This window comes from Zavarzinia marina (assembly GCF_021568905.1).
Classification (GTDB): Bacteria; Pseudomonadota; Alphaproteobacteria; order Zavarziniales; family Zavarziniaceae; genus Zavarzinia; species Zavarzinia marina.
This window is the reverse complement of sequence record NZ_JAKGSB010000001.1, coordinates 730,171-742,781: the sequence shown is the minus strand read 5'-3', so window position 1 is coordinate 742,781 and position 12,611 is coordinate 730,171. Positions and strand designations below refer to the sequence as shown.

The 12,611-nt window shown below is 66.7% G+C and carries 13 protein-coding genes and 1 tRNA gene; 13 read left to right on the top strand and 1 reads right to left on the bottom strand.

Annotated features, from left to right (window positions below):
- The first annotated feature begins 11 nt into the window (after positions 1 to 11).
- The 12 genes from L2U69_RS03515 to L2U69_RS03460 all read left to right on the top strand — a co-directional run bounded on the left by L2U69_RS03515 (position 12) and on the right by L2U69_RS03460 (position 11,036).
- On the top strand, positions 12 to 920 hold the full coding sequence (locus L2U69_RS03515; protein ID WP_236104973.1) for a carbohydrate ABC transporter permease: 909 nt from the start codon (positions 12 to 14) through the stop codon (positions 918 to 920).
- Positions 917 to 1,738 carry a carbohydrate ABC transporter permease gene (locus tag L2U69_RS03510; protein WP_236104971.1) on the top strand — a complete coding sequence of 274 codons (822 nt, stop codon included), beginning with the start codon at positions 917 to 919 and terminating at the stop codon, positions 1,736 to 1,738. Before L2U69_RS03515 ends, L2U69_RS03510 begins: the two co-directional genes overlap by 4 nt.
- Positions 1,739 to 1,743: 5 nt before the next feature.
- Positions 1,744 to 2,766 (top strand): ABC transporter ATP-binding protein, encoded by a 1,023-nt coding sequence (locus L2U69_RS03505; protein WP_236104969.1) that lies wholly within the window; start codon positions 1,744 to 1,746, stop codon positions 2,764 to 2,766.
- Between the two features lie 10 nt (positions 2,767 to 2,776).
- On the top strand, positions 2,777 to 4,597 hold the full coding sequence (gene recJ / locus L2U69_RS03500) for a single-stranded-DNA-specific exonuclease RecJ (protein ID WP_236104967.1): 1,821 nt from the start codon (positions 2,777 to 2,779) through the stop codon (positions 4,595 to 4,597).
- Positions 4,598 to 4,606: 9 nt separating this feature from the next.
- Entirely contained in the window at positions 4,607 to 4,900 is a 294-nt protein-coding gene (locus tag L2U69_RS03495; protein ID WP_236104966.1) for a chorismate mutase, read from the top strand.
- Between the two features lie 78 nt (positions 4,901 to 4,978).
- Positions 4,979 to 5,054 (top strand) — tRNA-Glu (locus tag L2U69_RS03490).
- A gap of 410 nt (positions 5,055 to 5,464) precedes the next feature.
- A complete protein-coding gene (locus tag L2U69_RS03485; RefSeq protein WP_236104961.1) occupies positions 5,465 to 5,782 on the top strand; it encodes a hypothetical protein in 318 nt (105 codons plus the stop codon).
- A gap of 189 nt (positions 5,783 to 5,971) precedes the next feature.
- Entirely contained in the window at positions 5,972 to 7,093 is a 1,122-nt protein-coding gene (locus L2U69_RS03480) for an extracellular solute-binding protein (RefSeq protein ID WP_236104958.1), read from the top strand.
- A gap of 89 nt (positions 7,094 to 7,182) precedes the next feature.
- Positions 7,183 to 8,295 (top strand): ABC transporter ATP-binding protein, encoded by a 1,113-nt coding sequence (locus tag L2U69_RS03475; RefSeq protein WP_236104957.1) that lies wholly within the window; start codon positions 7,183 to 7,185, stop codon positions 8,293 to 8,295.
- A 4-nt stretch (positions 8,296 to 8,299) separates the two neighbouring features.
- Positions 8,300 to 9,499 (top strand): ABC transporter permease, encoded by a 1,200-nt coding sequence (locus L2U69_RS03470; protein ID WP_236104955.1) that lies wholly within the window; start codon positions 8,300 to 8,302, stop codon positions 9,497 to 9,499.
- The gene (locus L2U69_RS03465) at positions 9,496 to 10,335 is read left to right on the top strand and encodes an ABC transporter permease (protein ID WP_236104954.1); all 840 of its coding nucleotides are present in this window, start codon (positions 9,496 to 9,498) and stop codon (positions 10,333 to 10,335) included. Before L2U69_RS03470 ends, L2U69_RS03465 begins: the two co-directional genes overlap by 4 nt.
- Positions 10,332 to 11,036: a hypothetical protein gene (locus tag L2U69_RS03460; protein WP_236104952.1), complete on the top strand. Its 705-nt coding sequence runs from the start codon at positions 10,332 to 10,334 to the stop codon at positions 11,034 to 11,036. The genes L2U69_RS03465 and L2U69_RS03460 overlap by 4 nt, the downstream gene beginning before the upstream one ends.
- Here the strand turns inward: L2U69_RS03460 and L2U69_RS03455 are convergent.
- Complete coding sequence (locus tag L2U69_RS03455) at positions 11,015 to 11,629, bottom strand: tetratricopeptide repeat protein (protein ID WP_236104950.1); 615 nt, start codon at positions 11,627 to 11,629, stop codon at positions 11,015 to 11,017. The two genes, L2U69_RS03460 and L2U69_RS03455, sit on opposite strands and share 22 nt — an antisense overlap.
- Positions 11,630 to 11,707: 78 nt before the next feature.
- Here L2U69_RS03455 and L2U69_RS03450 point away from each other — a divergent pair, with 78 nt between their 5' ends.
- Complete coding sequence (locus L2U69_RS03450; RefSeq protein WP_236104948.1) at positions 11,708 to 12,538, top strand: metallophosphoesterase; 831 nt, start codon at positions 11,708 to 11,710, stop codon at positions 12,536 to 12,538.
- Positions 12,539 to 12,611: the final 73 nt, after the last annotated feature.

Here is a 12,611-nt window from a genome sequence, read left to right as displayed (position 1 = left end):
CGAAGTCTGGATTGGCCAAATCAGGTCTGGCGAGCCAGAAGGTCCGCGCCGCGCTCTGGTTCCTGGCCCCCATGGTGCTGGCCCTGGCACTCGCGGCCGGCTGGCCGCTGGGGCGGACTCTCTATTACGCCTTCACCGACGCCACCCTCAGCGACATGGCCGACCATGGCTTCGTCGGCTTCGACAATTTCTGGAACCCGGAATGGGGCGGACTGTTCGGCGATGCCAAATGGTGGCGTGCGGTCGGCAATACGCTGGTCTTCACCGGCGCCTCGGTCGGGCTGGAGACGGTGTTCGGCATTCTGATCGCGCTGGTCCTCAACCGGCCGTTCCGGGGCCGGGGGCTGGTGCGCGCCGCCGTGCTGATCCCCTGGGCGATCCCGACCATCGTCTCGGCCAAGATGTGGGGCTGGATGCTCCACGACCAGTTCGGCGTCATCAACGACATGCTGCTGGGCCTCGGCCTGATCGAGGCGCCGATCGCCTGGATGGCCAATTCGGCGACGGCTCTCGGCGCCGTGATCGCGGTCGACGTCTGGAAGACCACACCCTTCATGGCGCTGCTGGTGCTCGCCGCGCTCCAGACCCTGCCGGGCGACATCTACGAGGCGGCGCGCATCGACGGCGTCTCGCGGCTGCGTGTCTTCTTCCGCATCACCCTGCCGCTGATCCGGCCGGCCCTGATGGTCGCCGTGATCTTCCGGGGCCTCGACGCGCTGCGCGCCTTCGACCTCATGTATGTCATGGCCGCGAACAATGCCGACACCATGACGGTCTCGGTCTTCGCGCGCCAGCAACTGGTCGATTTCCAGGACGTCGGCTACGGCTCCGCCGCCGCCGCGCTGCTGTTCGTGCTCGTGGCGGTGATGACTGCCGTGGTGTTGACCCTCGGCCGGGTGCGCATGGGGGCGGCGCGATGAGCGGGCGGCCCGGCATCCTCTTTTTCCTGGGCGTGGGGCTGATCGTCCTCTTCGCCGGCTTTCCCTTCTATTACGCCGTGGTCTCCAGCTTCAAATCGGGCTCCGACCTGTTCGAGGTCACCTATCTGCCGATGTTCGACCTTGCGAACTACCGCGCCGTCTTCACCGAACAGCCCTTCGGCCGGAACATCCTGAATTCGGTGGTGGTCGCGCTCGCCGTCGTGGTGCTCTCCCTGCTGCTCGGGCTGCTGGCCGCCTATGCCCTGGCGCGGGTCTCGTTCCGGGGGCGGGGGCTGCTGCTGGCGACCATTCTGTCGGTCTCCATGTTTCCCCAGGTCGCGGTGCTGACCGGCATGTTCGAGATGATCCGCGCCTTCGGCCTTTATAATTCGCTGCCGGGGCTGATCGTCGCCAACATGGTGTTGACCCTGCCGTTCACGGTCTGGGTGCTGACGACCTTCATGGCCGACCTGCCGCGCGAACTGGAGGAAGCGGCATTCGTCGACGGCGCGACGCCGTTCCAGGTGGTGCGCCTCGTGTTCCTGCCGCTGATGGGGCCGGCCATGGCGGCGACCGGTCTGCTCGCCTTCATCGTCGCCTGGAACGAATTCCTCTTCGCGCTGACCTTCACGCTCACCAACGACATGCGCACCGTGCCCGTCGCCATCGCCCTGATCACGGGGGCCACCCAATATGAATTGCCCTGGGGCAACATCATGGCCGCCTCGGTGATCGTGACCGCGCCCCTCATTCTTCTCGTCCTCGTCTTCCAGCGTCGCATCGTCGCCGGCCTGACCGCCGGCGCCGTGAAGGGGTGACCGCCATGACCGCCGCCCTCCGCCTGTCCGGCATCCGCAAGACATTCGGCCGCGCCACCGTGATCCGGGATGTCGACCTCGACATCGAGGAGGGGGAATTCATCGTCTTCGTCGGCCCGTCCGGCTGTGGGAAATCCACCCTGCTGCGCCTGATCGCGGGGCTGGAGGAGATCACGGCCGGCGATCTCTTCATCGCCGATACCCGCGTGAACGACGTGGCGCCGGCAAAGCGCGGCGTCGCCATGGTGTTCCAGTCCTATGCCCTCTATCCCCATATGAGCGTGTTCGAGAACATCGCCTTCGGCCTGACCCTCGGGCGTCACGACAAGGCCGCGGTCGCGGAGAAGGTGAGGGCGGTCGCCGCCACCCTCGAACTCTCCGACCTGCTCGACCGCCTGCCCAAGCAATTGTCGGGCGGCCAGCGCCAGCGCGTCGCCATCGGCCGGGCCATCGTGCGCGAACCCCGCGTCTTCCTGTTCGACGAACCGCTGTCCAATCTCGACGCGGCGCTGCGCACCCAGATGCGGGGCGAGATCGCCGCCCTCCATCAGCGCCTCGGTACCACCATGATCTATGTGACCCACGACCAGGTCGAAGCCATGACCCTGGCCGACCGCATCGTCGTCCTGAACGGCGGCCGGGTGGAGCAGGTGGGGGCGCCCCTCGATCTCTATCGTCGTCCGGCCAACCGTTTCGTCGCCGGTTTCATCGGCGCGCCGGCCATGAACTTCCTGCCGGTCGCGAAGCTGCCCCCGGCCTGGCGGAAGGGCGGCGGGGCGGTCACCCTGGGCGTCCGGCCCGAACACCTGATCCTCGATCCCGAAGGTCCGCTGGCCGGCACCGTGAAGCGGGTGGAGAGTCTCGGCGACAGCCATCTCCTCCACATCGCGCTCGAGGCTGGCGGCGACATCGTCCTGCGCGGTCAGGGCGCCGCCGACGTGCGGTCCCGGCAGGCCGTCCGCCTCGGCGCCGACCCCGGCGACCTGCATTTCTTCCGCGACGACGACAGCGCGATTTCCCGCGCCTAGAATGGCGGCCATGCCGCTCGATTCGCCGCTCGCCCCGTCTTCGGATCTCGTCCTCGGCGTCGACCGTTCCTTCGCCGGGCGCCCCTGGCGTTTCCGCGTCCAGGACGAGCGGGCGGCGCTGGCGCTCGCTCAGGCGACCGGGCTCGACCCGGTGACCGCCCGCATCCTGATCGGGCGCGGCATCGACCTCGACGGTGTCGACCGTTTCCTCGGCCCCAGCCTTCGCACCGACATGCCCGACCCGGCGACCCTCGCCGACATGGAAGCCGCCGCCGCCCGTCTGGCGGATGCCGTCGAAGCCGGGGAGCGGATCGCCGTCTTCGGCGATTATGACGTGGATGGCGCGACTTCCGCCGCCATCCTCATGCGTTACTTCAACGCGATCGGCCGGGATCTGCGCCTCTATGTCCCCGACCGCCAGCGCGAGGGCTATGGCCCCAATGCGCCGGCCCTGCGCCAACTGGCGGCGGAAGGGATCAATCTGGTCGTCGCCGTCGATTGCGGCACGCTCGCCTTCCAGCCGTTCGAGGCGGCACGGGAAGCGGGGCTCGACGTCATCGTCTCCGACCATCATCAGGCGGAGCCGGCACTGCCGCCGGTGCGCGCCCTGGTCAATCCCAACCGGCTGGACGATGCCTCCGGCCTCGGCCATCTGGCGGCGGTGGGGGTGACGTTCCTCCTGATCGTTGCCCTGAACCGGCAATTGCGCCTGCGCGCATTCTTCGGCGACCGGCCGGTGCCCGATCTGATGGGGCTCCTGGATCTCGTGGCGCTGGGCACGGTGGCGGACGTGGTGCCCCTGAAGGGCCTGAACCGCACCTTCGTCACCCAGGGCCTGAAGGTGATGGCGACGCGGGGCAATGTCGGCATCTCGGCCCTGATGGACGTCGCCCGCGTCGATACGGCGCCGAGCGCCTATCACCTTGGCTATCTGCTGGGGCCCCGGGTCAATGCCGGCGGGCGGGTCGGGCAGGCGGATCTCGGCGCGCAATTGCTCTCGACCGACGATCCGGAATTCGCCGGTGCCGTCGCCCTGCGCCTCGACGGTCTGAACCGCGAACGCCAAGCCATAGAAAAGGAAGTGGAGGCGGCGGCGATCGAAGCGGTGGAGGCGCGGCTTGCCGGCTCCAACGGCGTCGGCCCGCTCGTGATGGCGGCGGGCGAAGGCTGGCACCCCGGCGTCATCGGCATCGTCGCCTCGCGCCTCAAGGAACGCTATCGCCGGCCCTGTTTCGTGCTCTCGATTCAGCCGGACGGGCGCGCCAAGGGCTCCGGCCGCTCCATCGTCGGCATCGACCTCGGCGCCGCCGTCGCCGCCGCCCGCGCCTCCGGCCTCGTGGAGGAGGGGGGCGGTCATGCCATGGCGGCGGGGATCACCGTCCAGGCCGCGCGCCTCGACGATCTGGAACGCTTCTGGGCCGGGCGCATGGCCGATCAGGTCGAGCAGGCCCTTGCCGCCGACGGCCTGAAGATCGACGCCGCCATCGGTCTCGCCGGTCTCAATCATGATCTAGTGTCGCGCCTTGGCCAGGTTGCCCCCTTCGGCCAGGGCAATCCGGAACCGCGCTTCGTCCTGCCCGAGATCCGCATCGCCCATGCCGCCCCCATGGGACGGGGCCATCTGCGGCTTCGCCTCGCCGACGGCGGCGGGCGCAATGCCGAGGCGGTCGCGTTCCGTCATGGCGACGGCGCGGTGATCGAAGGCCTGTCGGCGGCGGCAAGCGCGGGCACGCCGCTCCATCTGGTCGGCCATGTCCGGGCCGAGGTCTGGCAGGGGCGCAGCCGCCTTCGCCTCTTCATCGAGGATGCGGCACCCGCCGTCAGCCGCTAGGATGGGCTCATGACACGCTGCAACACCATGGAAGAAGTCCGCGCCGAGGTCGACCGCCTGGACCGCGAGATCGTGCGCCTCTTGGCGGAACGCGAACAGCGGATCGCCGATGCCGGCCGAATCAAGCCGACCCGCAGCATCGTCCGTGACGAGGACCGGATCGAGGACGTGGTGACCAAGGTCCGCAGAGAATCTCAGGCCCAAGGCGCCAACGCCGACCTGATCGAGGCCATCTATCGCGACATGATGGAGCGTTTCATCGCCCATGAATTCAAGCTCTGGGACGCCCATCGCGAGCCCTAGGCATGCTTTCTTCTTTTTTGGTTGACCGGCGCTTCGCGGTTTTGTACTTGAGGCGCCTCGCAAACGCGACGCCTCTTCGTCTCCTTCGTCTAGAGGCCTAGGACACCGCCCTTTCACGGCGGCGACACGGGTTCGAATCCCGTAGGAGACGCCATGTCGCGGGCCGAACGGCGGCCCGTCCGACACAGGCAATCGCCGATACCAGCCAGTCTTCCGTCCGGAATCTGGAATTCGCCCGCCGCGAGCGGCAGGCGTTCCCGGCCCTTGCGCGGGCCGTCGCCGCCCGCGCGATGATCGGCGACCTTTCCGCCATCCCGAAGCTGCCGAAAGGACCGTCGTGCACGGTGAGCGCCTGTTGTGGCGCCGCTGAACTCTCCCGAGGAAATGCCGCGATTTTCGCACGCTCCGAGAGTATGAAAATGTCGCGTCTCATGGACGTGATTGGTTGACTCCCCCACCGGTCGACGTCAGTCTTTTCGCGCTGCACAAAAAAATGTGAGTTCGCAATACCCGTTCAGGGTAGAGCGCCATTTTTTTGAACCGCATCATTTGTCGGGGGACGTAATGATGGGCTCTCTCTTTTTTCTCAGCCGTCCGATGGGTTCGGGCATCGTACGCTTCGCGTATGGCATCGCCGTCATCGTTCTCGCGACCTATGTCGTGGAGGATATTTGGACGGCCGCGAGCCTCGATCCGGCCGTTCTTCCTTCCGTACTGCTGCTCAACGCCGGAATCCTGATCATCGGTTTCGTCGCCATCCGTGCAGTCGCCGAAATCTTCATCGCGCAGATAGAAATCCGTGACAAGCTCGGTTCCATAGAGCAGAACACGCTCGACGCGCGCGACAAGCTGGGTTCCGTCGAAAACAATACCCGGCGCTGATCCGGCGCCGTTTGCGGCCTTGCGGCGGGTTCGGGCCGCGAGCATCGGCGGGCCGGTCGCGACGGTCCGCCCGTCATCCATTGTTCACGACAATGACAAGGAAGTGTCAGGCTCTGTCGCTATAGGGCGGGCTTGAGAAGGCGCGGCTGCATGGGCAGGCCCCCTCTCGACCGTGAACAGGAGATGGACATGATTTCTCGCCGCACGCTCTTGAGGACCGCCGCCGCGACCGGCGCCGTCGCCGCCGCGCCCGCCATCCTGCGGGCCCGCGATGCGCTCGCTTCCTCGGGCACCGTCAACGTCTTCGCCTGGGGCGACTATGTTCAGCAGAACATGATCGACAAGTTCGAGAAAGAGACGGGCATCAAGGTCAATCTGACCACCTACGGCTCGAACGACGAGGCCGAACAGAAGCTGAAGGCCGCCGGCGGCAAGGGCTTCGACGTCATCTTCCCGTCGATCACCAACGGCAACAACTATTACCCCGACGATCTTCTGGCGCCGCTCGACGAAGCCAAGCTGAAGCTCGACAACGTCATCCCTTCGATGCTGCGGGACTCGGTGGCGCTCGGCGGCACCTATCGCGGCAAGCGCATGCTGCTGCCCTTCAACTGGGGCACCGAGGCGATCACCATCGACACCGAAGCCCTGCCGATCGCGGACGCCGACGTCTCCTATGGTTCGCTGTGGACGCCGGAAGCCAAGGGCAAGGCCGCCTTCCGCCAGAAATCGGTGATCATGGGCGTCGGCCTCTATCTCGAGGCCAAGGGCGAGATCCAGACCAACCGCATGCTCGACGTCTACAAGACCGAGGACGACGCCCGCCGCGTGTGGGACGCCTGCGCCAAGTTCATCATCGCCCACAAGGACAATATCGCGGCCTTCTGGAACAACGCGACCGAGGCGACCAACGCCTTCAAGCAGGCCGGCGCCAAGATCGCCCAGACCTGGGACACCACCGGCCTGCTGCTGAACCGCGAGAACGCGGCCTACAAGTACCGCATGCCCAAGGAAGGCGGCATCACCTGGATGGACTCGGTCGGCACCCCGGCCGGTTCCGAGAACAAGGAACAGGGCTACGCCTTCATCAATGCCATGCTGGACCCGGTGATGGCGGGCATGATGTCGGCCAACACCGGCTACAACTCGGCCGTTTCGGGCGCCGCCGATCATGCCGGCGACGACTACAAGAAGCAGTTCGCCGAAGTCTACAACAACGAGAACCTCGCCAATCTGTGGTGGTGGCAGGCCGATACCCCCTGGTTCGCGCCGCTGCGCCAGGAATATGTCGACCGGATCACCAACGCCTGATCCGCGACATCGCGAAGGTGGGGAAGGCGGCGCCCGGCGTCGCCTTCCCATCGCCATTTCAGGAGCGGCAATCGTGAAGTGAGGGTGTCATGGCGGGCCAGGACGTCGTTCTGCAGAATGTTTCGATGGTCTATCCGAACGGCTTCACCGCCGTTCATCCGACCGACCTGACCATCAAGGCCGGGGAATTCTTCTCGATCCTGGGACCGTCCGGCTGCGGCAAGACCACGATCCTGCGCATGATCTCCGGCTTTCTGGAGCCGTCGAGCGGCACCATCTCGATCGGCGACACGGTCATGAACGGCATCGGCCCGAACAAGCGCCCGACCGCTCTGATCTTCCAGAACCTCGCGCTGTTTCCCCTGATGTCGGTCTGGGAGAACATCGCCTTCGGGCTCGAAGCCCGGGGCGAGTCCAAGGCGAAGCGGCGCAAGCGCGCCGAGGAACTGCTCGACCTCGTCGCCCTGACCGGCCAGGGCGAGAAGAAGCCGACGGAGCTTTCGGGCGGCCAGCGCCAGCGCGTCGCGATCGCACGGGCGCTTGCGGTCGAACCCTCGGTCCTGTTGCTCGACGAACCGCTCTCCGCCCTCGATCTCAAGCTGCGCCAGCACATGCGCGCGGAACTGAAGGCGATCCAGCGCAAGACCAACGTCACCTTCATCTACATCACCCACGACCAGGGCGAGGCGCTGGCCATGTCCGACCGCGTGGCGGTGATGAACGAGGGCCGGATCGAACAGGTCTCCAGCGCCGAAGGCATCTACAACCGGCCGGAGACCGCCTTCGCCGCGACCTTCGTCGGCGAACAGAACGTGTTCCGCGGCCGCGTCGTCGCCACCGAAGGCGAGGGGATCTCGGTCGAGACCGAGCACGGCCTACTGCACGGCGTCAACCGCAACGCCCTGACCCCGGGCGAGGAGGCGCTGGTCATGGTGCGGCCGGAGCAGATCGAACTGATGAACGGCAATGCCATGGGCGCCGCCGAACGGGGTTTGAACACGCTGAGCGCCCGGCTCGAACGGCGCGACCTCGAAGGCGCGCTGATCAACCTCTACCTCCGCGCCGGCGACTATCCGGTCCATGTGAACATGCACAATACCGGCGAAACCCATGTGCCGGGCGAGCAGGCCATCGCCCTCGGCTTCCATTGGCGCCATACGGTGATGATGCGGCCGGGCAATCTGGCCAAGGAAAGGGCGTGACGCCATGCACGCCCTGATCAAGACCTACGGCCGGGGCCTGACGGTCCTCTTCGTCGCCCTGGTCGCGGCCTGGGTTCTGCTGATGATCCTGGTCCCCGGCGTCCGCACCATCCAGCGCGCCTTCATCTACGAGGATCGCGCGGGCGAGACGGCGATGATCGCCATCGAAATCGACCGCGCCTATACCGAGAAATTCCAGCTCGACCAGGAAGCGGCGGACCTTCACGCCCAGGCCGAGGCGGAAAGCGCGCCATCGTCCGGGGTGCCGTCCTTCGGTGCGCCTTCGATGGGCGGCCCGACCATCGGCGTTCCGGGGGCCGGGCCTTCGGGCGGCGCCGCGGCGCGCCTGTCCCCGGCCGATCGCGACGCGCGGCTGGCCGAGATCGCGGCCAAGGTCGCGACGCTCGAAGGCCGGATCGCGGACCTCGAAGCCCGGGAGGATACGTCCTCCGGCGAGGCGGGCATGAAGGAGCGTTATTCCTTCGAGAATTTCACCACGATGAGCATGGTCCACGTCCGTATCTTCGTGCTGACGCTGTTCTATGCCCTCTGCGTCACCGTGCTCAGTTTCCTGATCTGCTATCCGGTCGCCTTCGTCGCCGCGACGACCCGGAGCAAGGGCAAGCTGACGGTCATGCTGCTGCTGCTGGTCATTCCCTATGCCATCAACGAGCTGCTGCGCATCTTCTCGTGGGTCATGATCCTGGAGAAGAACGGCATCCTGAATTCGCTGTTCGATGCCCTCGGCTTCATCGACCTCGAGGCCGGGGAGGGGATCCGCTTCGTCGCCTCCAACGGCGCCGTGTTCCTGGTGATGGTCTATGCCTATGTGCTGTTCATGGTGTTCCCGATCTACAACACGATCGACACCCTGGACCCCAATCAGCTCGAAGCCGCGCGCGATCTCGGCGCGTCGAGCTGGCGTATCCACACCCGGGTGGTCATTCCCCATGCCAAGCCCGGCATCGCCGTCGGCGCGATCATGACCTTCATGCTCTCGGCCGGTTCGATCGCGGCGCCGGAAATCGTCGGCCGCGGCCTGCATCCCGACTGGTTCAGCCAGCTCATCTACCGGCGCTTCTTCGAGGCGGACAGCTGGAACCAGGGTTCGGCCTATTCCCTCGCCCTGCTGGTCGCCTGCGTGATCTTCATCTTCGCGACCATGCGCATCTTCAAGGTCGGCATCCGGGATATCGCGAAATGACCGTCTCCGTTTCCGCCGCCGGCCAGGCCGCCGCCCCCGCCCATCGCCGCCGCCGCGTCGAATGGGGCGATGCCGTTCTCAATCTCTATGTCGTCGTCTTCTTCGCCTATATGTTCCTGCCGCTGCTGTTCATGGTGGCGGCGGCCTTCAACCAGTCGCCCATGCCGTCCGTCACCGACTGGCAGGGCTTCACGCTGAAGTGGTTCGAGGAACTGCCGGGCGATACCCGCTTCGTCCAGGGCCTGATGCATTCCCTGTTGATCGCGGGCGGCGTCATCGTGCTGTCCATTCCCCTCGGCGTCGCCGGCGCCATGATCCTGACGCGCATGCAGTCGCGGGCCAATACGCTGCTTTATACCGTTCTGGTCTCGCCGGTGCTGATGCCCGGTGTCGTCCTCGGCGTCACCACAATGATCTTCTGGCGCGACTTCTTCTCGGTCCAGGCCGGGCTCTTTACCGCCGCCATCGCCCAGACCTCCTTCATCGCCTCCTATTGCATGCTGATGCTGATGGCGCGCCTGCAGCGCCAGGACCGCACGCTGGAGGAGGCGGCCCTCGACCTCGGGGCCTCGCCGCTGTTCCTGTTCCGCCGCGTGACCCTGCCGTTCCTGATGCCGACCATCCTGACCGCCTGCGTGATCTCCTTCCTGCAGTCGATCGAGAATTACAACACGACCTTCTTCGCCATCGGCAGTTCCTGGACCCTGGTCACGGAGATCGGTTCGCGCATGCGCTTCGGGCTTTCGCCCATGATCAACGCGATCGGCGTGATCTTCGTCGCCATCACCATTATCGTCGCCGTCACGCATACGCTGCTGACGAGACGCAAGGGATGAAGATCCGCTTCGCCTGCCTGCCCGGATACGAAACGATCCTGCCGAAGCCGACGCTGGCCGCCGGCCATCTGCCGGACTGGCTGAAGCGGATGCCGGCGACGGCCGAAAGCGCCGCCCTCGCCGGGGCCGAGGTGCGGACGGTGAAGCAATGTCCGCCCTTCGTCGATGCCATGCAGGCCGGCATCCTGTTCCCGCTGGCGACCGATGTGACGGTCGCGAACGGCGAATTCTCCTGGGACTGGGATCCGCCGCGCGACCCCCGCAGCCGGCTGACCCGATCCCCCCTGGGCCTCCATGTGCCGGAACAGGCGACGGGCGTGCCCGCCGTGCCGACCGGCCAATTCGTCCTGAAGTTCACCAATTTCTGGACCGTCGACCTGCCCGAAGGCTGGTCCATGCTGTTCGGCCATCCGGCGAACCGGACCGACCTGCCGTTTCGCACCCTGACCGGCATCGTCGACTGCGACCGCTTCAGGGACGGTTTCGTGCATTTCCCGGCGCTCTGGACCGATCCGGCTTTCGAAGGCGTGCTGCCCGCCGGCACCCCCGTCGCCCAGGGCTGGCCGGTGAAGCGCCAAGCCATCGAGATCGAGACCGGCGCCTTCGATGCCGAGGGTTTCGAACGTCACCTCGCGATCGAGGACGGCCTGCAGGAAGAGCGCGGCTTCTACCGCCGCCACTACCGCGCCGGCGGGAACTGAGCGGGATCGAGGCGAAGCGCGCCCTTGGCCCCCTGGGTCAGGATCTTGAGGCGCAGCGCCGCCGCCTGGGGCTCGTCCGCCGGCAGTTCGCCCAGCATGGCGCGGCAGCCCGCGAGGTCGCCGGTATCGCGCAGTGCCACGGCCAGCGCCCGGATCGTGAGGGGCGAGGGGGCCTGGGCATGGGCCCGGCGCAGATGGCCGAGGGCGTCACCCGCCCGGCCGAGGCCCAGCAGGGCATTGCCGAGATTGAGCCGCGCGTCGGCATCTTCCGGCCGCATGTCGAGATAGGCGGTGAACAGCGCCGCCGCCGTCTCGACGGCCCCCAGATCGAACAGCGCGGCTGCCTTCTCGAAGAGGGCATTGGCGTGATGGCGGTCCAGCGCCAGCGCCGCGTCGAAGGCCGGCACGGCGTCGGCGTCGCGCCCGAGTTTCCGGAGGAGGAGGCCACGATTGTAATGAAGTCCGGCATGATCGGGCATCAGAACCAGCAGGCGTTCGGCGAGGGGCAGCGCCTCGCCATGGGCGCCTCGCGCGAGGGCGGCCTGGAAGCGCGCGGCCAGCCCGGCCGCGTCCGTCCGCTCGTGCCCGGTCATGGTGCGGGAACCCGGCCGTAACGGGACTGCAACGCAAATTTCCTATGCATGGAGGCCGACCACATTCGGAGGCCGGCCATGAAGCTCGTCCACATATCCGATGTCCATATCCATGACGGACCGATCCTCGATGCCGATCCGGTTCGGAATTTCGCCGCTTGCCTCGCCCATGTGAAGAGTTTTCACGGCGACGCCGACCGCGTCGTCATCACGGGCGATCTGACCCACAAGGGGGATGCGGAAAGCTACCGCCGGCTGCGCGCGATGATCGAGGCGAGCGGCCTCGCCGGCGACCAGGCGCCCCGGCTGCTGATCGGCAATCACGACGATCGCGAGACCTTCGCCGCGGTCTTTCCAGAGACGGCGCGGGACGCCGACGGTTTCCTGCAGTGGACGGAGGAGACGCCCGCCGGCCTCTTCGTCTATCTCGACACGGTGACCGCCGGCAGCCATGCCGGACATTATTGCGAAAGGCGCCGGGCCTGGCTCGGCCATGTGCTCGACGGGGCGCGGGCGGCGGGGCAGGCGGCGTTCCTGTTCATGCATCACAATCCCCTGCCGGTCCATGTCGCCAATGCGGATACCATCGGTCTCGTCCACGAGCGCGAGATGACGGCGCTGCTCGCCGCGCATCGCGACGTCCTGCGCCACATCTTCTTCGGCCATTGCCACTATACGCTCAGCGGCGCCGTCGCCGGGATTCCGTTCTCGGCGCCGCGCTCGACCAATCACCCGTGCTGGCCCGATTTCTCCGGCGATGCCTTTCGGGTCGGCTATGGCGTGCAGACACCCTGTTACAATCTATGCTTCCTGAACGAGCGGGGCACGGTGGTCCACGCCATCGATTTCCTGCTCGAGGACAGCGTCCGCTGGCTCGAGGCGGACGAGAGCGGATGGGTGGCGGACTGAGGAAAAGCGCCCGGCCAGATTTAGCGAGACTGTTCCGGAACCGTCACCAGACCGTCAAACGACCTTGGCACTC